The 22371-nt window shown below is 43.6% G+C and carries 23 protein-coding genes; 13 read left to right on the forward strand and 10 right to left on the reverse strand.

The features are described 5' to 3' along the window. Positions 1-3 precede the first annotated feature (3 nt). From HYN43_RS27380 to HYN43_RS27415, 8 genes are all read left to right on the forward strand, one after another. Entirely contained in the window at positions 4-723 is a 720-nt protein-coding gene (locus HYN43_RS27380; protein ID WP_119407034.1) for a cytochrome c oxidase subunit 3, read from the forward strand. A 13-nt stretch (positions 724-736) separates the two neighbouring features. Continuing rightward, complete coding sequence (locus HYN43_RS27385) at positions 737-1084, forward strand: cytochrome C oxidase subunit IV family protein (RefSeq protein ID WP_119407035.1); 348 nt, start codon at positions 737-739, stop codon at positions 1082-1084. Next, complete coding sequence (locus HYN43_RS27390) at positions 1084-1782, forward strand: SCO family protein (RefSeq protein WP_162996655.1); 699 nt, start codon at positions 1084-1086, stop codon at positions 1780-1782. The genes HYN43_RS27385 and HYN43_RS27390 overlap by 1 nt, the downstream gene beginning before the upstream one ends. Positions 1783-1788: 6 nt before the next feature. Beyond that, positions 1789-2364 carry a DUF420 domain-containing protein gene (locus tag HYN43_RS27395; protein WP_119407036.1) on the forward strand — a complete coding sequence of 192 codons (576 nt, stop codon included), beginning with the start codon at positions 1789-1791 and terminating at the stop codon, positions 2362-2364. A 25-nt stretch (positions 2365-2389) separates the two neighbouring features. After that, positions 2390-2668 (forward strand): hypothetical protein, encoded by a 279-nt coding sequence (locus HYN43_RS27400; protein WP_119407037.1) that lies wholly within the window; start codon positions 2390-2392, stop codon positions 2666-2668. A gap of 95 nt (positions 2669-2763) precedes the next feature. Then, positions 2764-3141, forward strand: a complete 378-nt coding sequence (locus HYN43_RS27405) for a DUF983 domain-containing protein (protein WP_245447044.1) — start codon at positions 2764-2766, stop codon at positions 3139-3141. After that, complete coding sequence (locus tag HYN43_RS27410) at positions 3119-3781, forward strand: DUF2461 domain-containing protein (RefSeq protein ID WP_119407039.1); 663 nt, start codon at positions 3119-3121, stop codon at positions 3779-3781. Before HYN43_RS27405 ends, HYN43_RS27410 begins: the two co-directional genes overlap by 23 nt. 25 nt (positions 3782-3806) lie before the next feature. After that, positions 3807-4637, forward strand: coding sequence for an OmpA family protein (locus tag HYN43_RS27415; RefSeq protein ID WP_119407040.1), 831 nt, complete (start codon positions 3807-3809; stop codon positions 4635-4637). A gap of 167 nt (positions 4638-4804) precedes the next feature. Here the strand turns inward: HYN43_RS27415 and HYN43_RS27420 are convergent, their stop codons facing one another. From HYN43_RS27420 to HYN43_RS27430, 3 genes are all read right to left on the reverse strand, one after another. Continuing rightward, on the reverse strand, positions 4805-6124 hold the full coding sequence (locus tag HYN43_RS27420) for an IS110 family RNA-guided transposase (protein WP_119406063.1): 1320 nt from the start codon (positions 6122-6124) through the stop codon (positions 4805-4807). A gap of 274 nt (positions 6125-6398) precedes the next feature. Further along, positions 6399-6701 (reverse strand): DUF4286 family protein, encoded by a 303-nt coding sequence (locus tag HYN43_RS27425; RefSeq protein WP_119407041.1) that lies wholly within the window; start codon positions 6699-6701, stop codon positions 6399-6401. 126 nt (positions 6702-6827) lie between these two features. Further along, positions 6828-8630: a tetratricopeptide repeat protein gene (locus tag HYN43_RS27430; protein ID WP_119407042.1), complete on the reverse strand. Its 1803-nt coding sequence runs from the start codon at positions 8628-8630 to the stop codon at positions 6828-6830. 153 nt (positions 8631-8783) lie between these two features. Between HYN43_RS27430 and HYN43_RS27435 the strand changes: the two genes are divergently transcribed. Genes HYN43_RS27435 through HYN43_RS27445 form a run of 3 tightly spaced genes read left to right on the forward strand, consistent with a single transcriptional unit; the run spans position 8784 to position 13028 of the window. Next, the gene (locus HYN43_RS27435; RefSeq protein ID WP_119407043.1) at positions 8784-10676 is read left to right on the forward strand and encodes an alpha/beta hydrolase family protein; all 1893 of its coding nucleotides are present in this window, start codon (positions 8784-8786) and stop codon (positions 10674-10676) included. A gap of 9 nt (positions 10677-10685) precedes the next feature. Then, positions 10686-12332 (forward strand): sensor histidine kinase, encoded by a 1647-nt coding sequence (locus HYN43_RS27440; protein ID WP_119407044.1) that lies wholly within the window; start codon positions 10686-10688, stop codon positions 12330-12332. A 3-nt stretch (positions 12333-12335) separates the two neighbouring features. Next, the gene (locus HYN43_RS27445; RefSeq protein ID WP_119407045.1) at positions 12336-13028 is read left to right on the forward strand and encodes a response regulator transcription factor; all 693 of its coding nucleotides are present in this window, start codon (positions 12336-12338) and stop codon (positions 13026-13028) included. Positions 13029-13173: 145 nt separating this feature from the next. Here the strand turns inward: HYN43_RS27445 and HYN43_RS27450 are convergent, their stop codons facing one another. The 6 genes from HYN43_RS27450 to HYN43_RS27475 form a co-directional block, all read right to left on the reverse strand. Continuing rightward, complete coding sequence (locus HYN43_RS27450; RefSeq protein WP_119407046.1) at positions 13174-13800, reverse strand: class I SAM-dependent methyltransferase; 627 nt, start codon at positions 13798-13800, stop codon at positions 13174-13176. A 6-nt stretch (positions 13801-13806) separates the two neighbouring features. Continuing rightward, positions 13807-14697, reverse strand: coding sequence for a UbiA family prenyltransferase (locus HYN43_RS27455; protein WP_245447045.1), 891 nt, complete (start codon positions 14695-14697; stop codon positions 13807-13809). A 31-nt stretch (positions 14698-14728) separates the two neighbouring features. Beyond that, positions 14729-16054 (reverse strand): metallophosphoesterase, encoded by a 1326-nt coding sequence (locus HYN43_RS27460; RefSeq protein WP_119407047.1) that lies wholly within the window; start codon positions 16052-16054, stop codon positions 14729-14731. A gap of 14 nt (positions 16055-16068) precedes the next feature. Beyond that, on the reverse strand, positions 16069-17574 hold the full coding sequence (locus HYN43_RS27465; RefSeq protein ID WP_119407048.1) for a sigma 54-interacting transcriptional regulator: 1506 nt from the start codon (positions 17572-17574) through the stop codon (positions 16069-16071). A gap of 164 nt (positions 17575-17738) precedes the next feature. Continuing rightward, the gene (locus tag HYN43_RS27470; RefSeq protein WP_119409155.1) at positions 17739-18836 is read right to left on the reverse strand and encodes a vWA domain-containing protein; all 1098 of its coding nucleotides are present in this window, start codon (positions 18834-18836) and stop codon (positions 17739-17741) included. A 204-nt stretch (positions 18837-19040) separates the two neighbouring features. Then, the gene (locus HYN43_RS27475) at positions 19041-19919 is read right to left on the reverse strand and encodes a carbohydrate kinase family protein (protein ID WP_162996656.1); all 879 of its coding nucleotides are present in this window, start codon (positions 19917-19919) and stop codon (positions 19041-19043) included. A 323-nt stretch (positions 19920-20242) separates the two neighbouring features. Between HYN43_RS27475 and HYN43_RS27480 the strand changes: the two genes are divergently transcribed. Both HYN43_RS27480 and HYN43_RS27485 read left to right on the forward strand, forming a co-directional pair. After that, positions 20243-20662 carry a YybH family protein gene (locus HYN43_RS27480; protein ID WP_119407050.1) on the forward strand — a complete coding sequence of 140 codons (420 nt, stop codon included), beginning with the start codon at positions 20243-20245 and terminating at the stop codon, positions 20660-20662. Positions 20663-20725: 63 nt separating this feature from the next. Beyond that, the gene (locus HYN43_RS27485; protein WP_119407051.1) at positions 20726-21208 is read left to right on the forward strand and encodes an adenylyltransferase/cytidyltransferase family protein; all 483 of its coding nucleotides are present in this window, start codon (positions 20726-20728) and stop codon (positions 21206-21208) included. A gap of 174 nt (positions 21209-21382) precedes the next feature. On the opposite strand, the gene HYN43_RS27490 is transcribed toward HYN43_RS27485, so the two are convergent. Further along, positions 21383-22264 (reverse strand): cupin-like domain-containing protein, encoded by an 882-nt coding sequence (locus HYN43_RS27490; protein WP_119407052.1) that lies wholly within the window; start codon positions 22262-22264, stop codon positions 21383-21385. Positions 22265-22371 lie beyond the last annotated feature (107 nt).

Below are 22371 nucleotides of genomic sequence, written 5' to 3' on the forward strand. Positions count from 1 at the left end.
CAGATGAGTACAACAGTTTCACAAATTGACGAAGTAAAAACTTCGCCCTGGTCGGGAGGAAGATCCCCGTTCAACGTGGAGTACGGAAAAATAATGATGTGGTTTTTCCTCCTTTCGGATGCGTTCACCTTTTCATCATTATTGATAGCTTATGGCTCATTGCGTTTCAGCGCAAGTGTATGGCCTGCGGCTGATAAGGTTTTTCAATCTATCCCCGGTGTTAAAGATAGCGGCGCGCCGCTGGTTTTTGTGGGTATAATGACCTTTATCCTTATTTTAAGTTCGGTAACCATGGTTTTGGCTGTTGAGGCCGGCCACCGCAACGCAAAAAAAGAAGTTATAGGCTGGATGATTGCTACCGTAATTGGTGGTTTTATGTTCCTGGGCTGCCAGGCTTTGGAGTGGGGACACTTACACCACGAAGGTTTTTGGTGGGGAAGCGTGCCATCTGCAGAAGAACTTAAACATTTGTTTTCGGGTGGTAACGAAGCCGTACAGCACATGACCTCCCAGGAGTTTGCTAATCTGTTCTTTACCATTACAGGGTTCCATGGTTTCCACGTATTTACGGGTGTTATTATCAACATCATTATCACGGTTAACGTGTTGATTGGCACTTATGAAAAACGTGGCAGCTATTTAATGGTTGAAAAAGTAGGTTTATACTGGCACTTTGTAGACCTTGTTTGGGTATTCGTATTTACATTCTTTTACTTAGTATAAAAAATATTTAGATATGTCAGCAGAATCGCATGAAGTTCACCACGACGGTGAACACGAGTCAATGAGCAGAAAGCGGATTGTAAAAGTTGCGCTTATATTAACGGCTATTACCTGTGTTGAGTTCGTTATCGCACTTGCAATAGTACCGGGCCATCCCAACTTTTTAAAGTTTGCAAATCCTATCTATATCATTTTAACATTGCTTAAGGCATTTTATATAGTAGCATTCTTTATGCATCTTAAGTTTGAGAAAATGGGTTTGATTCTCTCAATAGTAGTCCCGGTAATATTTATAATCGGTTTAATCCTGGTACTTACCAACGAAAGTCACCACTGGGTTGACCTGCGCCCGGCGTTCTGATGAACAAGGCTTCTATAGGAAAAAAAATAGCGATCCTGGTGCTCATCTTAGCAGTACCAGGATTTTTATATTATTTACTTACCGTTAAAGGTAAAAACAGGTACAAACCGCTTGCGGTTTTTGGCCCCAAACATGTTGCCAAAACCGGGCATAAATACCACGGGAAGTATATCCCGGATACCGTTTACCATACCATCCCCGATTTTAAGCTAACCAATCAGGAGGGTAAAACGGTAACGTTGGCCGATTTAAAAGGAAAGATCTTCGTGATCAATTTCTTTTATAAAAACTGCCCCTCCGTTTGCCAAACCATCAATAAAAACATGAGCTGGCTGGTGGGTACGTACTATAAAAACAAGATGGTTTATTTTTTAACCATCACTGTTGATCCGGAGCATGACACCCCCGAAGTGCTTAATAAATACCTGCAAACATTTAAGCCCGAATCAAACCGCTGGCTGATGTGCAGCGGCGATACCTCATCTGTTTACAGTTTTGCCCGCAATGGCCTTTACGTTAACGCAGCTAAGGTTGGCGGCGATTTTGTGTACAGCGATAGTTTTATCTTGATAGACCAGGAGCACCGCATCCGTGGATATTATAAGGCCGCCGTAACCCCCGAGGTTAACCGCCTTAATGACGAGATTAAAGTATTGATAGCCGAGGAGCTGCGTAAAATTGATAAGCCCCTATATTAATTAGTTATGAGTGATAAATTTATAATCCGCTTTGTGGCGGTGGTAACCATATTTGTAATTGTAGTAGTAATAGTATTAAACAGGCATATTATTCCCGGGCCGGCCGTTGCGCCTTCGTTTACGCCTTATTTGCCTATGCTTAACGCTGTTTTGAACGCCACCTGCACCCTATTGTTGCTGGCCTCGCTTTATTACATTAAGCAGGGGAATGTTGCAGTGCACAAACGCCTTAATATTATTACGTTTTGCTTGTCGTCACTTTTCCTGGTATCGTATATCCTGTTTCATTACCTGATGCGTAACGAGATTTATTATGGTGATATTGATGGAGATAGTAAACTTTCAGATGCCGAGCTTGACGCAGCGGGAGTTTTAAGAACGATATACCGCATCATATTATATCCGCACATTGTACTTGCCGCAGCGGTTTTGCCGTTAATATTAATGAGTTTTCACCGCGGTTTGCAAATGCAGGTTGAAAAGCACCGTAAATTGGTACACTGGGCCTTTCCGATATGGCTGTATGTTACAGCCAGCGGCGTGGTGGTTTATTTAATGATTCGCCCTTATTACCACTTTTAGTTATAATTGGTTAACTTTGTAATGTATGAAAAACGGCTTTAAAATTATCCTTTTTGTATTGGCTTTTGGTTTAATGCTGATTGCCCGTCAACCGGCAGATGCCCAATGCGCGCAATGTGCCGCCCAGGTTGAAACTAATGCACAAAGCGGCAGTTCAAAAACAAGGGGTTTAAATAACGGAATCCTGTTTTTATTGGCTGCACCCTACCTGGCTGTTGCCGTTTGCGGATATGTATGGTATAAAAAATATCGCCGTAAAGATGTGAAACTGGATATCCGCAGCGAAAAACTACATCTCAATTAATTAAAATATACTGATGCCGGTTGATGTGATCATTACCGGCATTGTTGTTTAATAACGATTTATTCCCCATGCCTCAAACCCCAAAGTCATGGGCAATGCTTAAATGTAAATGTCCGCGCTGCAGGCGGGGCGATATGTTTCAGGGCGGCCCCTACAGTTTCTCCAACAAAATCAACTTAAATTGCCCGCATTGCAATTTGTTTTTCGAGATTGAGCCGGGATACTTTTATGCGGCCATGTATGTTAGTTATGCGCTAAATGTGGGTGAGGCGATTGGTATTGCCATGCTTACGTATATAATTACCAATAACCAGGATTCGCCCTGGTTGTATTTAGGTACGCTTATTTTAGGCTGCCTTGTGCTGGCTCCTATAAATTTCAGATATTCGCGTGTTATTTTGTTATATTGGTTGTCGCCCAAAATACACTACCAATCCTATTTAGATACCGATGATATACCAGGAAAGTCTTGATTTTTTAAAAGATCTGGCCGAAAATAATAACCGCGAATGGTTTACAGCCAATAAACAACGCTACGAAAAGGCCCGCGAAAATGTGATTGATTTTACTGGCAAGCTATTGGAGATTGTACGCAAAGCCAATCCCGGCATGGATGAGAACCTTGATGCTAAAAAAAGCGTGATGCGGATTTACAGGGATATCCGTTTCCGAATTGATAAAACGCCTTATAAAAATAACTTTGGGGTAAGTTTACCAACCACAGGCACAAAAGGCGGCGGAGTGGAGTACTACCTGCAAATTCAGCCCGGCAATTCATTTATAGGCGGGGGATATTGGATGCCCGAGGCACCGCACCTTAAGGCCATCCGCCAGGAAATCGATTACAACGCCACCGATTTGAAAAAGATTATCGATGACAAGGAGTTTGTGAAGCTTTTTGGCGATTTCAGGGCGCAGGAACAACTAAAAACTGTACCTAAGGGATATGAGGCTGATAATGAAAATATCGACTTGTTGAAGCTAAAAAGCTTTGTAGCCTGGCATAAAATAAGCGATAAAGAAATAACTGATCCAAACTCGGTGCAACTGGTTGCAGGTATGTGCGCCCGCATCCTTCCGTTAAATGTTTTTTTGAAAAACGCGCTTGCGTAGTTATACATTAAATCCTAATTATCATATGAAAATTAAATATGCTTTATTAGCGCTTGTAGTATGTTTAGCAACATACTCATGCAAAATTATGTCGCCAAAGGCCTACAAAAGTTTGGTTGCCGAACGCGACTCGCTGGCTAATCGTACTAATACGTTAGAAGGCCAGCTTGCACAGCTGCAAGCCGATACCATGCGCCTGCATCGCCAGCTTGCCGATTTACGCAGCAACAATAATGTGCTGAACAGTAACCTTGATGCCACCTCATCAAAAGCAAACGAGCTGGCAGCGCAAACAAGAAAATTAGCCGATGATTTGAAAAAGCGCGAAGCCCGTTTAAAAGAGGTGGAAGATATATTAAAGAAGCGCGACGAAGCCACTAATGCCCTGAAAGATAAACTGCAAAAGGCACTGCTGGGCTTTCAGCAAAGCGGCTTAACGGTTGATATCAGGAACGGAAAGGTTTATGTATCGCTGGCCGATAAACTGCTATTCCCGTCGGGCAGTATTATTATTGATGAAAAAGGCAAGGCTGCGCTGAAACAACTGGCGGTTGTTGTGAATAAGGAGGCCGATATAAATATGGCTGTTGAAGGCCATACCGATGATAAAAAGGTGAAAAACCTTGGCCAGATAAAGGATAACTGGGATTTGAGTGTACTACGCGCCACATCCGTAACCCGCTACCTTACAGAAGTTGAAGGGGTAGATCCGCACAGGCTCACCGCTACAGGTAAAAGCGAGTTTCAGCCGATAGATGCTACAGGCACCGATGAAGCCCGTGCCAAAAACCGGCGGATTGAAATTGTGCTTACGCCGAAACTGGATGAGTTATATAATTTGATAACTACCAAATAAATGAAAAAGGCTTCCGGGAATATCGGAAGCCTTTTTTGTTAAATACCTGCCCGGTAATCACCGCGCCTACCTATAACATTTTTGAAAATGGGTGTCATGCTGAGCCTGTCGAAGCATGGTGGGGAGGGCCTTTACGCGCGACCCTTCGACAGGCTGCCATTGACACATTATGCAGCTATTTGGTTTTCAGAAAGTTGCATATTGTATTTTTTAGCCATTTTTTTCAACAATGCCATTTCTCTTCTCTGCAATTGATCTTCGTAGCGTTTAGTTCCTTCCTCAACATATGCGGTTCCTTTGGTTAATGTATTATAGTAAGCAATGGCCAACTTTCTGGCACCGGCTTTTATAGCAATCCGCGAATCTTTACGGCCACGGAGCTTTCTCATGAAACTACCGATAGCATTATTCTTACTATTCAATAATGACTGGGCACATTGTTTAAAGATCTGCCCGGCAACATTGCAAGGCATACCCCTGACATTCTTTTTCATTTTTCCGCTCCGATGACTTTTAGGGGATAAGGTTAACCAGTTTACAAAGCTTTTAACTGTAGGAAAACGGCTCATATCCACACCAGTTTCCCCAATCAGCCGCAATGCCGTATAATCATTTATCCCGGGAATGCTGGTAAGGTCAACACCGTATAAGCGCGCCATAGTGGCGTGAAGCCCCGGTATTTTTGGGGCATGATGCCGTACTGCTTTGGCTTTTCCTGTAACTACCTCTTCTTTATCTACACTTAGTTCGTCCAACAGGCGGCTAATCTCCCCGTCTATCTTTTTTATTTGGTTTTGGTGTATATCCCAAAGCTGCATGTTCTGCTCAAGCATGAATAAATAGGTATCATTATACCGGCCTTCCAATGCTTTTAATACTTTTTCACCTTTATATTTTTGAATGCGTTCATCACAAAGGCTAAGTAAATAGTTGCTGTCCCGGTTCCCGGATAATATAGCTTTGATCATATTAATGCCGCTGGTACCATGGATCTGGCTAAGTACCTCCGGAAGTTTGATGTTCATCAACTCCAGGCATTTCTGCATCTTGTTAACATAGGTACTGCCCATACTGATGATATCCAGGCGTTCCCGCACCAAATGACGAAGTTCCATGAACTTGCCCTGGGGGATAAAGCTATGTCTGAGGATGCCGGCAGAAAACAGCTTCTGGATCCACTGGCAATCCCTTACATCAGTTTTTCTGCCTTTCACCTGTTTGGTTTCTTTAGGGTTGACCAGGCAAACCAATATGCCAAGTTCTTCTAACAGAAAGTATAAAGCGATCCAGTAAACACCTGTGGCTTCCATTGCTACCTTTTTTACGCCTCTCTCTTTCAGATACACTGCACAAGCATAATAACTTGATGTGAAGGTTTCAAAGCTGACCACCTCTTTCCCATCAGGGGATACAAAAATCTGCTCAGCACCGATATCAATACCTGCAACATTTTGGTGGACTGTTTCAAAAGTCGTTTCTTTTGCCATAACTTTACTTTAGATTTTAAAATCAAGCAACTTATGGCTCAGGAAAGCGATAAATAAAAGGCACGCTGCCATACGGGAATACTGCAGGTAACAGTATCACCAAAATGCTTACGCTATTTCCTAAAGCAAATCTCAGGGGCGGGTAAATAACACCAAGAGCTAAACTGCTACTCTGCCATAAGTTGCTTTTGCAAAGTTCAGCATTCGCTTGTCATCTGCAATGCTATTATTTGTGCGCAAATAAACCCTACTCAGGGTGACAGGCAAATCCCGCCTACTCCACCTCTTCCATCAAAGTGTTAAACATCACAAACTTTTCGGCGAATTTTTCCTGGTGGGTAGCCTGAAACTTGTGCAGATGATTCATGTAAAACTGGTGAAAATGATCGATAGTATCTGCATTGTATTGGATACAGTAAGTAACGCCCTCGTTAGGCGAATCAATCACCGTAAGCATTTTATATGAATTGAAGAGCCCCGTAGCCATAATGGCCGGTATATGCACGGTTTTGATATAGTTAAGCCATTCATCGTGAATGCTTTCGTCAATTATTATGGTATCGTTGTATACAATCATCTTCAAAAATAATCATTTTCCATCAGTCATTGAGTCATTGAGTCATTAGGTCATTGAGTCATTTTTTTGAGTAGCGTAGATACCCCAGGTGCTGAGCAATGACTTAATGACACAATGAAACAATGACTAAACCGGTTTATCCCCCCTCAATAGCCTAAACCGCTTCCGGGCCTCATTAATCCAAAGGCTGCCGGGGTAATCAGTTATGATTTTTTGATAATAGTTTTTGGCGGTGGCTTTATCTTCCAGTCGGTTTTCGTAAATATCGCCCAGCATAAAAACGGCATCATCTGCCCAGAGACCGTTGGGATGCTCTTCGGCTATTTTTTTCAATAATGGAACGGTGCCTGCATAATCCTTTTTCTGGATGAGGATCCGCGATTTCGACATCAGGATATCATCATCCAGGTTATTGTTCGGGAATTTTTTATCAATACTGTCCAGCGTCATTACCGCTTTATCCGGATTTTGTGCAAAGATCTGCAAATCGGCCCGGGCATACATTTTCAGCGCAGCACCGCTGCTGTCGGCTGCAAGATTATCCTGGATCAGCAACAACAGGTTTAACGCATCGTTAGCTATCAGTTGCGATGTTGCCACTTTTAATACATCCAGCTGGCCTTTGGCCCACGTAAAATCGCCGGTGTAGTAAGCCAGTTTAGCGTTACGGAATATGGCATCCTGCCCGATGGCCGTGGCAGGAAAATCTTTTTCAACCTGGCTGTAAAGTAGGGTGGCTTCCCAGGGCTGGTTGTTAAGCAGGTAAATATCGCCCAGGTCAAGTTTGCAATCGGCAAGCAGGGCAGGGCGTACGCCGGCAAGTTTAACGGCCTCTTCAAGCAGCTTTTGCGCATCGATGGTTTTGTGCAGTTTAAAGGCCTGTAAATTGGCCAGTTTTTGCATGGCAAACGCGGTACTGGCGTTGCGGCCAAACTCGGTAAGCAAATCGGTATAATCTTTTTCGAGGCCAAGCAAATCGGCCTGTTGGTATTTGCCCGATGTTATTTTAAGATTTTTGGTGTTAATCAGCTCAATTTTAGCGGTAATGTACAAAGGCGAAGCTTTACCCTTTTCAATAATATATTCATAACCGCGGATAGCTTCATCATAAGCCTCGTTTTGGATAAGGGTGCGGCACAAATCATAAATGCTGTTGCCATCATCATTTTGACGGCGGCTGAGGGCTAAAGCCTGGTTAAGTGCCAGGCCAAACTCCTTTTGCTGCAGGTATTGCCAGGTAAGCAAATCGGCATAAATGGTCTGCTGCGGATCTTTTTGAATACGCTTTAAAAGCGCAAATTTCAGCATATCATAATCGGTACTTCCCTCGTATACATTTGAAAAAGCGTTTTGAGCCTGGTTGATAAAGCTGGGGTTTTGCGGCAAAAAGTTAAGGTACTCTTCGGTTAATGCCACCTTATCGCGTTTAAAACGGTACAGGTTAATCAGTTCGTAAGTAAAGGCATTATCGTTTTTAAGCAATTTGCGGCCCTGCTGAAAAATCCTGATGGCATAATCCATATTGGCGTTCTGATAAAACTGCGATGCCAGGGCCGAAATTTCGCCCTGATCGGCCGGGAGCGTTTTAAGCAGATCATCATAAATGGCATCGGCCTTGGCGCTGTTGCCCTGCTGGGTGTAAATATTGCCCAGCATTATGGCATACTGATGATCTTCGGGATGGCGGCGCTGGAGCTTTTTGGTGATGCTTTCGGCCTCATCAAATTTTTTAAGATTAAGCAGGGCGTTTACATAGTTGCCGTAATACGTTTCGTTGTTTTGCTTGTAGAGCTTCTGGAGGATCTCGAGTGCTTTTTGCGGTTCGCCGTTGGCGCTGTACTGCCTGGCCAACAACAGCTCGTTATCCTGAGCCAACAGGTTGGCACTAAAGCAAAAAACTAAAATAATAACTGCATATAAAACCCTCATCTGTCCAAAAATAATCAATTAAAGGTATCCATTTACGTAGTTTATGGTATTATTTATATAACGGAATATCAGGGTAAAATTGTAGTGACATCTTGATAACATCGAACTTATTTATCTAATTTGACGCCACTAATAAAATAGGGTACTTATAACATGCTGAGCCGGACCAGGTTTTTTCTTTTTGTAAGCGTAATCATCACTTTCTTTTCCTGCAACGGAAATAAGGTAAGGCGCATCCCTATTATCGATTTTTTCAAAACTCCCGAGCGAAGCTCTTACAAGATCTCGCCCGATGGTAAGTATGTATCCTACCTTAAGCCTTATAAAGATAAGCAAAACATCTTTATACAATCGCTTACAGATGGTAAGGAGCATATGGCTACATCTTTTGCAGACTACTCGGTAAGAGGCGATTATTTCTGGACTTACGCCAACCAACTCGTTTTTTCGCAGGATCTTATCGCTACCGATTCGGTGAAAATGTATGCGCTTGATGTTGCATCAAACAGTATCCGCACCATTCTTTCGCTCGGCAACGTGCGCATCGGGCTGGTAAACCGCAACAGGCTGCAGCCGGATATCATCACCATAAAAACAAACGAACGCGATCCGGCCAATTTTGATGTTTACCGCCTGAACATCAAAACCGGCGAAATGAAAACCTACCTGCTTAACCCCGGCAATATTACCGACTGGTTTGCCGACGCCGATGGACGCATCAGGCTGGAGCGGGCATCCGACGGGGTGAATGAAACCATTTTATTCCGCCCGGATGAAAATGCGCCGTTTAAGCCCATCATTGAAAATAATTTTAAAAACAGCGTACGGCCAATAGCTTTTACCGGGGTAAAAAACTATTTCTACGCACTATCAAATGTTAATAGAGACAAAACAGCCCTCGTAGAAATTAATGCCGAAGATGGCAAAGAACAACAAACTATTTTTAGTTGTAACAAGGCCGATATTGCCTGGGTTGATTATTCGAGGAATAAGCGCCGTGTTGAGTTTGCGGCCTGGGATGAGGCCATGCCACATAAACATTTCCTGGCACCGGATATTGAGCAGGTTTACAATACAATTCAGCAGCAGTTAAAAGGCAACCAGATTAGGGTGGTTGACCGCGACAGTTCCGAAAATAAGTTTATAGTAAATACTTATACCGACCGCAATCCGGGTTCGTATTACCTTTATGAAAAAAGTTCAGGTAAGCTCAGCAAGCTTGCCGATGCGAATCCGAGCCTGGTGCCGGCTGAGTTATGTGAAATGAAACCGATATCCTACAAAGCCCGCGATGGTTTGCTGATTAACGGTTATTTAACTTTGCCCCGCGGCGATAAAAAAGATAATTTTCCGGTAGTTGTACTGCCTCATGATGGGCCATGGAACCGCGATTCTTGGGGGTATGACGAGCAGGTTCAGTTTTTGGCCAACCGTGGTTACGCCGTTTTCCAGGTTAATTACCGCGGATCAACAGGCTATGGCAAGGCTTTCCGCAGCGCAGGGTACAAACAGGTAGGTGGCAAAATTCAGGACGATATTACCGATGGGGTGCATTGGCTTATTGATACCAAAATAGCCAATCCTAAAAAGATAGCTATTTTTGGCGGCCGTTTCGGCGGGTTCTCGGCCTTGTACGGCGTGTCGTTCCACCCTGAACTGTACAATTGCGCGGTGGTGCAGTATGGCCTCATTAACTTTTTTACTTACATTAAAGATGCTCCGCCTTTTGTTAAGCCCTATCTAAAAATGACCTACGAAATGGTGGGCAATCCCGAAACTGATGCCGACCAGTTGAGGGCTATTTCGCCGGTTTTCCATACCGACAAGATTAAAGTACCTCTGATTATTTTCCAGGGTGCAAAAGATCAGCGGGCAAATATCAGCGAGCTTAACCAGTTTGTGCGCGAACTGCGCAAACGCAATGTTGATGTTAAGTACTTTTTAAAACCCAACGAGCGGGCCTGGTTCAGGAGCGAACATAACCGCATGGAAATGTATACTGAGATTGAGAAATTTTTGGATAAGAATATGCGGGTTAAACCGTAAGCCGCGGTTATGGCAGTACAGAAAAACGCTTACCGGCAAAATCGTTTGTTGATCATCATTTTCCTGGTGTTCATCTCCATAACTTTTGTGGTGGCCTTGTTTATATCTTATAACTTAACGGCCAAATATGTTGAAAACGAGTTTGCCTCGAAAAAAATTGAAGTGCTGGAACAAACCATCAAACCTTACAACGATTTTTTTCAGAACAAAATTCCCGAAATAACTTCATACCAGGGTTTCCTGGATTCGGCTTCGGCGGGCAAATATGCTACAACGGTTTTTAACGATTATGGCTTTGTACGCCGTATTATTTTTTACGATGCCCTTATTGGTGGCAAAACGGCCATGACGGTGCGCAAAAACAACCTGAGCATAGCCGCCAGGGCGGTTTATCAATATTGGCATATTAAAGGGGTAGTAAAAGGCGTTAAGCAGCACAACCCGGCAAATGAAGATGATTTTAGGGAGATGGCCGTTAAGCTGAGTAATTACGTTGCCTTTTCGGATACTTCGCGGGTATCCAGCCAGGATGAATTGTTTAAAGCCTTTTGGGATGTAAAACCCGATAAGATAAGTTATACCAATATTTTGCGTAGGGAGGATGTGCGGATTTACCGTGATCTGCAATTGCTGGGTAACAGCAGGGGGGCATCATACAAGCAAAACATGATGACTTTTTATCTTGATCCGTATTTGATGAAGGTAAAAAACACCCATCCCGAACTTTATGAAAATGTAACCATTGCGCCCGTTGTGTATGATCCGATAGATAGTGAAGGCGATAAACTGATTACCGAGGTGGCATTCCCCGGTGCCTTTTCTGATTATAAATTATTCTTCAGTTCGGCGCAAGGGTATTTAACTACCGAAATTAACCGCCGCTTTATGCCCATTGGTGCCGTAGTTTTGCTCATGACGGGTATTTTGATGCTGATAGGCTGGCTTATTTACCGTAACCTGAATGTGAACATTAAACTGTTTAAGCTTCAATACGATTTTATAAACAATTTCACTCATGAGTTTAAAACCCCGGTAAGCGTAATAAAAATTGCAGGCTCCAACCTAAAAGGTGATGGTGAGCTTACCGAGCGCCAGCGCCGCCACTATGGCAAAATTTTAGATGAAGAGGCTGATAAACTGAACGAACTGATGAACAAGCTGCTCTCGTTCACCCAGCTCGAAAACAAATCTATCACCTTAAAAAAGGAAGCTATTGAGCTTGAAAGTTTTGTAGGCAGATATATTGATACCTTTAAAATTAAATACCCTGATTTTAAACTGGTTTATAAAATAACAGGCGTGCAAACTTTTTACACCGATCCGGTATTATTAGGGAGCGTGTTTCAAAACCTGATAGAAAATGCGTACAAATATTCGCATCCGAGGCAAAAGGAACTGTTCATCAATATTTCACATGAAAAACGCAATATTGTATTTTCATTTGCCGATAAGGGGATAGGGATCCCCAAAAATGAGCTGGGGAATGTTTTTAAAAAGTTTTACAGGATAGAGAACCAATATAACCAAAACGGGAGCGTTGGCCTGGGTTTGGCATTTTGTAAAGAACTGGTTAATTTTATGAACGGAGAAATTACCGTTTACAGTAGGGTTAATGAAGGCTCGGAATTTATAGTTACGCTTCCATACGAAAATTAAGATATGAACAAAGAAATTAAAATTGCGCTGGTTGAAGATGATGAAAACCTGCGTTTCCTGGTTGCCGAACGCTTACAATCGGAAGGTTACAAGGTACTGGAAGCCGATAACGGCAACGACGCCGAAACTATAATTTTGGACGAACAGCCTGATATTGTATTGTTAGATTGGATGCTGCCCGGCAAACCAGGCTCGGAAGTGTGCGGCAATATCCGCGAAAAGGGTTTTGATAAGCTCATCATTATGATGACTGCCAAAGCACAGGATGTTGACAAGATAGAGGCCTACAACTTCGGCGTGTCTGATTATATCACCAAACCCTACAATATGGATGTATTGGTGGCCCTGATTGAAAACAAGATCAAATTTTCGTTAAACAGCGAAAAGCCCGAGTCATACAAATTTGCCAATATGGAGCACCTGCCCAATACGCACCTGCTTATCCGTGATGGCCGCAAAATTGAACTTACCATCCTCGAAAACAGGATCCTGCTGTACTTCCTCAAAAACAAAAACAAGGTAATAAACCGCGAAGAGCTTATGATGGAAGTATGGGGCTACAATGCTGATGTAAACACCCGCACGCTGGATATGCACATAGTACGCCTGCGCAAAAAAATTGAAACCAATGCCGATTCACCGCAGTATTTGCAAACTGTTAGGGGGATTGGGTATAAGTTTGTTTATAACCAGTAGTTTCAGTTGGCAGTTTTGAGTGCGCAGTTAGCAGTAACTTGAAATATGCTATTACCGTCACGCCGACGCACGGAGGAATCCCCGACATGCAAATCCGCCCTGCATAGTTCGCGATTGCTTCGTGCCTTTACAGCAATGACAGCTTTTATAGAATTATTTTTCTGTACACCCGCGCCACAATAAACTCCCCGAAAAAAACTTTCTCTTCAAACAGCTCATACCCGGCGCTATCAAAACGCCCTTCAATAGTCGGTAACCTGCTGGCTTCTATTCTGCAAAGCAACCTGAAAAAAACAAACATACTTTTAAGCATTACATTTTGCCACCAGCGGCCGGTTAACTGAAAATCGGCATTGAGCCATAAGCCGTCGGGTTTAAGTAAACCATGCAGGTGATTAAAAACCTTATCCACCGTTTCATCCAAAAAGTTATCAAACAAAAAAGGGGTGATCACCACATCAAAACCGGCGGATAACTTTACATTTTCAATGGCATCATTAATGAAAATAACTTCGTTGCTACCTGTTTTTCTTTTTTGAGAGAGGCTGAGCATATTGGCCGAAATCTCGACATAAGTGATATGTAAGCCAGATGGATGTATTTTGGTAAGCTCTTCCAGTATCCAGCCGGTACCGCCACCAGCTATGAGTATTTTACTTTGAGGGGGAACAAAATTAAGCAGGTATACCTGGGCATTTACTAACGCCCGGCCATATATTAACCGCGAAAGCCTATCGTAAAACCATGCCGAGTTATCATAGTTGGCGGCCATGAGGGTTTAGTGGATAAAATATTTTACAGCATTGAAGGCCACTATAATTACATACTGTAAAATCAACACCCCATCAAGGTAAAAGAAATAATAATACTCATCCTTTTTCCAGGCCGATTTAAAGATGAGCCAACCGGTAAGGACCATGGTGAGGGTAAGCGCAAAAAAATCCAGACTGAAACCGTTTTTCCTGAACAGGAACAGCAAAATCACATAACCGGCCAGTAGCACCTGGCAAAAAAGGTAGGCTTTTTTCTCGCCCCAAACCACTGGGATTGTTTTCAGGCCAACCTTACGGTCGTCAAAAAGATCGCGGATATCAAATGGAACCGTGAGCGCGCCGATGAATAAAAACCGTTTGGCGATGAGGATGGTGGTATCGCGCATGGTAACATCAGTAAGATGCTTATGCATAGATTCGAGCACGGGGAACAGCACGCAGCTCATTGTCCACACCAGGGTGATTAAAAATGGCTTTAACCCGGGGATATTGCGCAAACCAAACTTTTGTTCGCCAACTGTAAACAAAGGCCAGCCGTACCCAAACGAAAGCACGCCCAAAAATATCAGCAGGATTTTTGACTCGGTAGTGATGATGAAAAACAGCGGGATAAGCGACAACATCGACACGATGGTAAAAGTTACCATAAGCCGCGAGTGCGCAAAAAACCAGCGTACGCGTTTATAGGGTGATGTTTCGGGTTTTGCGGGCCGCGTTATCAGGATACAAAAATTGTAAATGCCCAGCGTTGAGGTAAACAGCAAACCCAAAACCGGGAATACCGGTTTCGATCCTATTAAATGAAAGGTAAGCAAAGCCTGTGCAACGGCACAAAGAGCCATGAAAATATTACTGAAGAGCAGGAAATCTAATACTGGTTGTAATAATTTCTTCATCGGTAATGCGTACAGCCTATGGCCCTGATGGTTAAGAAACAGGTAGCGACGGATCAGGACCGGCTTTTAATGTAAATATCGTAATCTCCGGCAATATTCCAACCCTGCCGGTAAGGCCCACAAAGCCAAAGCCTACATTTACATATAATTGTTGCATGTTTTCCTGGTAGTGACCTGCCCATTCGTTGTAAACATAGGTAATAGGGCTTAACTGAAAATGTTCGGTACGTACGCCAAATTGCATACCGTGGGTGTGCCCTGCAAACATAGCATCAATTTGCGGATATTTAGGCAATACCTCGGCCCGCCAGTGCGAAGGGTCGTGCGAAAGCAGGAGTTTTACAGGCAAATCGTCGGTGTTTTTGGTGGCCAGGTCCATGCGGCCATATTTAGGGAAGCGGCTGTATTCGCTCCAGTTTTCGATGCCTAAAATGCCTATTTCTTCACCATCAACTTTGAGGCGGCGGTTTTCATTCAACAGCAAATCCCAGCCCATGTTTTTGTGGGTGGCTATCAGATCCCGGTGGTTTCTCTTTTTATCTACAATATTGCTCCAGTCGCCATAGTCACCATAATCATGATTGCCCAAGGTAGAAAATACACCAAGGGGGGCTTTTACTTTACTGAAAATATCCTGGTAATCGGTCATTTCGGTGGCTTCACCATTCACCAGGTCGCCTGTAAAAAATATTACGTCGGTTTTTTCTTTCAGCAGCATTTCAACACCGCCAAGTACAGCCGTTTTGTTGTAAAAACTACCCGAATGAATATCTGAGATTTGGCCTACCCGCAAGCCATCAAATGCCTTGGGCAGGTTGGGCAGGTACATGGTTTGATAAAGTACGTGATAATCATACGAGCCTTTAGGCATGGCCTTTTTTATAGCAGCCAGCGGAACGGCAGCGGCAAGTAAGCCTGCTTTTAACAGAAATTCTGAGCGGGGGATTTTTTCAGTGGCAGTTGTTTCGGTGGCAATAGCAGTTGTTTCTGTAGTAGTTGCAGTGTTTTGGAGAGATGTAGCTGTAGTTATCTGGCTGTTTTTTTTCTTGTTGGATACTATTTTCCGCCTGATATCATCGGCAAAAACAAATACTATAAATACAGCTTTGCAAATCAATAATAAAAAAGTGGCCAGTAAACAGCCGGCCCGCACCCCTGTACCTGCAAAGCTGGCATAAGCGCCGGTTAGCAAAGCGGCAACAACCGCTGCCGAGCATCCCCAATAAAAAATGGCGAATGCTTTTAATTTAAACAATCGCCATTTTGGGAAAGCGCCGTGAATGCCCTGCAGTACATAGCGGTCAACCAGCAACTCAATTATAATCCATAATAAAAGACTCAGCGCTTTCAGTATCATATCAGCGCGGGCATTTAGTATCTGTCGTCGTCGATATCAAGGTCGTCGTCATCGGGCTGCAAGTTAAACAAACTGTTAAACATATCCGAAAACGCGAAGCCATTATCCAAAAATCCTTTGTTAAGCTGCGAAAATTCTGAAAGGCCGTGCAGCACAAACTCCATCAGCAGCAATTGCTGGCTTTCGCTTAAGCGCGGGTGCACTTTTTTAACCAGGTCTTTCAAACCTGCAACTTCTTCCAATGCCTTTTTGTATTCCAGCATCGGCATGTCATCCACCAAAGCTAAATTGTTGCCATCGCCAAACCAGTTTATGATAGTGGCGTACGGGTTAGGTGCTTTTGATTTTTTTGCCTTTTCGGGATCGGGGAAGAATGAAAGCAACAGGCTTTTGATGGCTTTACCTATCAGGATATTAGCCACTTTGCCGGGGCCTTCCAGCTCGCCTTCGTATACCAGCTCAATTTTACCGGTTATTGCAGGTATTACGCCCAAAAAGTCGGTAATACGTACGAACGTTGTTTTTTCGTGGTTGATGATCATCCGGCGCTCGGCATTGCTGATGAGGTTTTCATAAGCCGAAATAGTTAAACGCGCAGATACGCCCGATTTTTTATCAATATATTCTGAATTGCGGGCCTCGAAAGCGATTTGCTCAACCAGGTTTTTCACCAGGCCATCGGCTTCGATGGCTATGCGTTGCTCGTCGGTTAAAGAAGCTTCCTGCTGGGTGATCTTACGCGAAATCTCTACCGAACGTGGATAATGCGTTAAGATCTGGCTTTCGATACGGTCTTTAAGCGGCGTAACAATCGAACCACGGTTGGTATAATCTTCAGGGTTGGCAGTAAACACAAACTGGATATCCAAAGGCAGGCGCAGTTTAAAACCGCGGATCTGGATATCTTTTTCCTGCAGGATGTTAAACAGGGATACCTGGATGCGGGCCTGTAAATCCGGAAGTTCGTTAATTACAAAAATGCCGCGGTGCGCGCGCGGGATCAGGCCGAAGTGAATCACCCGCTCATCCGAGTAAGTGAGCTTTAAAGTAGCTGCTTTAATTGGGTCAACATCGCCAATTAAATCGGCAACGGTAACATCCGGCGTAGCCAGTTTCTCAGTGTAGCGTTCCGAACGGTGAATCCAGCCGATAGGGGTATCATCACCTTTTTCGGTGATAATGCTATGCCCGTACCACGATATAGGGTTATAAGGATCATCAAACAGTTCCGATCCTTCAATATAAGGGATATACTCATCAAGCAGGTTTACCAGCAAGCGGGCAATGCGGGTTTTTGCCTGGCCGCGCAAGCCTAACAGTAATATATTGTGGCGTGACAAAATAGCAGTCTGCAAATCGGGGATAACGGTATCTTCAAAACCGATAATGCCTTCAAAGCCGCCTTCGCGTTTCTTCAGCTGCTCAATCAGGTTAGCACGTAATTCATCTTTAACCGAGCGGCTTTTGTAGCTTGTTTGCTTCAACTGGCCGAGAGTTTTTATATCTAATAGTTTGCTCATTCTATATGTTATGATTTCAGCGGTGAGGATTCGTTTCACCGATTTTTATTTTTTGGGATTACACCGATTACTTTATGATTACACCGATTTTTGTTTGTGATTTTGATGATTACTATGGTTTCACTGATTAGCAATCCTAACCTCTAATCTCCAACCACTAACCTCTACCTCACAGTCTTTCTCCTGTTTTTGATGTAATCTTCAAAAATGTATTCGCCTAAACCGGTTAGCGAGCTATAAAACGCTTTGCCGCCGTTGGTTTCGGTAAATTTACGCACAAACTGTTGCAAGTACGGGTCTTTAGCTATCATAAATGTGGTGATAGGTATTTTTAACCGTTTACACTGGGCCGCCATGTTCAGGGTTTTATTCACTACTTTCCTGTCGAGGCCGATGCTGTTTTTATAGTACCGGGTGCCTTCTTTTAAACAGGTGGGCTTACCATCGGTTATCATAAAAATTTGCTTGTTATGAGTTTTTCTTCTGCGGAGCAGATCGGTAGCAAGTTCTAACCCCGCGTAGGTATTGGTATGGTATGGACCAACCTGTAAATAAGGCAGGTCCTGTAAGCTAATGGGCCACGCATCGTTACCAAAAACAACAATATCCAAGGTATCCTTAGGATATTTGGTGCGGATCAGTTCGGCCAAAGCCATAGCCACTTTTTTAGCCGGGGTTATGCGGTCTTCACCATAAAGAATCATGGAGTGCGAGATATCGATCATCAACACGGTAGAGGTGAGGGTTTTGTAGTCCATTTCCTCCACTTCCAGGTCGCGCTCGGTCATCATAAAATCGCCTATGCCATGGTTAACCTGGGCATTGTGGATAGATTGGGTCATGTCGATCTGATCCAGGCTGTCGCCAAATTCAAACTCGCGGCGTTCGGCATTTTTTTCATCGCCCTGGCCCGATTGCGGGGAACGGTGATTGCCTTTGCCCGATTTTTTCAGTTTGCCAAAAATCTCTTCGAGTGCCGATTGCCTGATGCTTTGCTCAGTTTTAGCTGTTATTTTAAACTCGCCGCTCTGATTGTCCTCATTCAGATAACCTTTTTGTTTCAGCTCGTCGATAAAATCGCCCATGCCATAGTCATCATTGGTGAGGTTGTATTGCTTATCAAGTTCGTTAAGCCAGGCTAAAGCTTCGCCTGCATCGCCCGAAGTATAGTTGAGCAACTCGAGGAATAATTTCAATAATTCGTCAAATCCGCCTTTAGGGATTTGGTTGGGCTTAAATTTGGAAAATCCAAAACCGCGCATATTTTGTCCTTTCTGTACATAAAGGAACGGATAATTTTCAGGAAAAGTTTCGCTGTGCAGGTGATAAAGTAAATTGTTAGGTAAGCATGACAATTGAATTTCGGATTTTGGAATTGGGATTTCGGATTTGTTTTGTTTATAGACAAATCTGAAATCAAACATTTCCTAATCTAAAATCCGAAATCCCAATTCCCAAATCCGAAATTAAATATATGCCAAACTATTCAGCAACTCCGGTGGGTAAACAGGGTTGGCCCCGCGTTGGCTGGCTACGTACGAGCCCACCGAGCAGGCCTTATCAACCACCTGTTGCATAGGGCGGCCCGAAAGCAGGCCCGAAACAAAGGTGGCCAGGAATGCATCACCTGCGCCAACGGTATCGGCCACTTTTACAGGGCAGCCGGGACTGTCAAAAAATTCATGATCGTGCCATACCAGTGCGCCATGTTCGCCGCGGGTTACACAGATTGTTTTTACGTGATATTTGGAGCGAAACTCGTTGATCTTATCGCGAAGCGGCGCACTGCCTCCGCCTATCAGCAGGTCGGCTTCTTCTTCGTTCATTTTCACCACATCGGCGCGGGCCACCAGTGTTTCGATGGTTGATAGCGTGTAGTGAGGCGGGCGAAGGTTTACATCAAATACTTTTAATGCCGACGTTTCATCGAGAAGGTTTAACAATGTTTCGCGCGTGGTAACATCACGACAGGCAAGGCTGCCAAACACAATGGCTGTAGCCGCTTGTGCTGCCTTGGTGAGCGCAGCAGTAGGCTCGATATTATCCCACGATACCGGCTGGGGGATGATATAAGTGGCAGTATTATTTTCGTCAAGCTGAACGGTAACCTCGCAGGTTGGAAATTCATCATCCTGCTGAATCAGATCGGAAAACAGGCCGCTGGTTTTTAAAAAAGCGATAAGCCCGTCACCCGAACTATCCATCCCTACCGAGCTGGCGAAGCTTACATCCACACCTTGTTGTACCAGGTGCCTTGCCACGTTCATGGGGGCGCCACCGGCCTTTTTACCATCGCCAAAGGCATCCCACAAAACTTCGCCAAAGCTTAATACTGTATTTTTCATATATAACTGATGTTTGTTTTTTATGACGATGAATTCAAATATAACCGTTGATTGGGAATGATTACGTTGATTTCGCTGATTTTTTCTTTTTTGGGTCATTTTTATTGATTTTATTGATTTTTTTGATTTCACCGATTTTGACCGTGGATTAGGATGATTACGTTGATTTCGCTGATTTTTGTCTGAACCGGGATTTGGGGGGATTTAAGGATGACCAGGATTTTGTCTGCTCGTTCTGGATTTTTTTATTTTTATTCTGTTAATTCGGATAATTCCTTAAAATTCGGGTTCAGACAATTCATATTCAGACAAATTAGATGCACATGAAAAAAATATTCTTAAGCTTTTCCCTGTTAATAATATCCGTATGCTGCTTTGGGCAGGACAGGGTTGCCATACTCAAAGTACTCCACACCCAGCAACTGGCCTGGAACCGTGGCGATATTGACAGCTTTATGCAGGGATACTGGAAATCAGATTCGCTGTTGTTTTTGGGTAAAGAAGCGCCAACCTACGGCTGGCAAACCACGCTTGATCATTACAAAAAATCATACCCCGATAAGGCAGCCATGGGGCAGCTGGCGTTTAATATTATACAGGTAAAGGTGCTTGATAGCACCAATGCCTTTGTTTTAGGTGGATGGAGGCTTACCCGCGAAAAAGATACACCCGGAGGTTATTTTACTTTATGGTTCAGAAAGATTAAAGGTGAGTGGAAGATAGTTTGTGATCATACTTCCTGAAAGGATTAGTGATTGGAGGCAAGAGATTAGCAGGGAAATTCCAAATTTGTTTAATTTTGCGGCATGAAACGAGGTTTGGTAATCGGGAAGTTTTTGCCGCTGCACATAGGGCATCAGGCCTTGATTGGTTATGCCCTTGAGCATTGTGATGAGTTGATAATAGTTGTAGGCGCGAGTGATGATGAGCCCATACCCGGCGAAGTACGGCTTGAATGGCTTAAGCAAACTTATGCGGATGACAGTCGTGTTAAACCGGTGTTATTAAGTTATGATGAGGCTATGGCATCAGACGCCGCGGTATCGATAGAAAACATGTCGAGGTTGTGGGCCAGCTACCTTAAAAAGCAATTGCCACATATTGATGTAATATTTGCATCCGAATCGTATGGGGCATACATGGGCCGCTTTTTAGATTGCGAAAGCGTTATTTATGAAGAACCCTGTAAAGTAGTACCCGTAGCAGCCGAGCGGATCAGGGAAGAACCGGCTTTATATGCGCACCTTTTGCCGCAGGCCGTGAAAGAGTATTATAAAGTGCAGGCATAATAAATTCTATACTCACCGATGTGCGTGTCTCCACGCGCATCAGGTCCAATAATCGTTATTGAACGAAAGGTCGGCCGTGAAAGTAGATCGTGGAGACACGACCTTGGGGTGGGATAAACAAAAACAGCGATTGGGTAATCCAATCGCTGTTTTTATTTTATTAAGATTTTCTATTTAGAAAGGCTTCCCGGCAGCCAGTTCGCGGTTTGCCCATTTAATGGCCAGGTTTTCACGGAATTTAGCGTATTTACTTTTGAATACCATTTTCAGGGCACTGTCAACTCCGCCTTTAACAGCAAGGTTGTACACGCTGGCAGCTTTTCGGCTTATACTGGCATCCCAGGCGCGCAGGCTTAATGAGTATGAGCCATCAACATATTTCATCCAATGCCAGTAGCCGGTTGGCATAAACAGGGTATCGCCATGTTCCAGGAAAACCTCTATGCCTTCAACACCATCAAGCGCCGGGAATTTTTTAACATCCGGGTTTAGTACATCATAATCCTCCAAAGCATAGGTGGCGTTGGGGATACAGTATAACCGGCGTTTCCATTTGTTTTCAAACAGGATAACATGTTTGCGGCCACCAAAATGGGTATGGAAAATATGCGGAAGATCAATATCGTAATGTAAAAAGGTAACCGAGTTCGATCCGCCGAAAAACATGGCCGGCATGCTTTCTAAAAAGCCGCCCATCAAATCTTTAGGTAACACAATATCATCTAAAAGTTGCGGGGCCTGTTTAAATATGTTAAAAAAGAAGATTCTCAGCTCGGTAGGTTGGGTACGGATCAGATCGATATACTCATCAAAAGGCATTTCGGATGCCCGTGAATTGATTGGTTTTGAGGGATCGGCTTTAGAGTTATCGTACAGCGGCACTACTTTATTGCCCACCACCTGTTTCAAGTACTCGGGCGTCCATTTTTCGCGGGCGGGCCAGCTTTTGGTAAGCCCTTTGATAACCAGTGGGCGACGAGGGTCTAAATAATTCTTCTTAAAGTCTTCGGGAGAAATATTTTCAACCGTATCGATCGGGTTAAGAATGAAGCACATAGTATAGTTTTATTACTTTAGGGGGTTATGCCAATTTTAAAATAAAGTTACAATATTGTTTCTTACTTATTTAAAAGCATTCAAAATAACGAAATAAACCCCAAAGT

It is taken from the genome of Mucilaginibacter celer (genome assembly GCF_003576455.2).
GTDB lineage: Bacteria > Bacteroidota > Bacteroidia > Sphingobacteriales > Sphingobacteriaceae > Mucilaginibacter > Mucilaginibacter celer.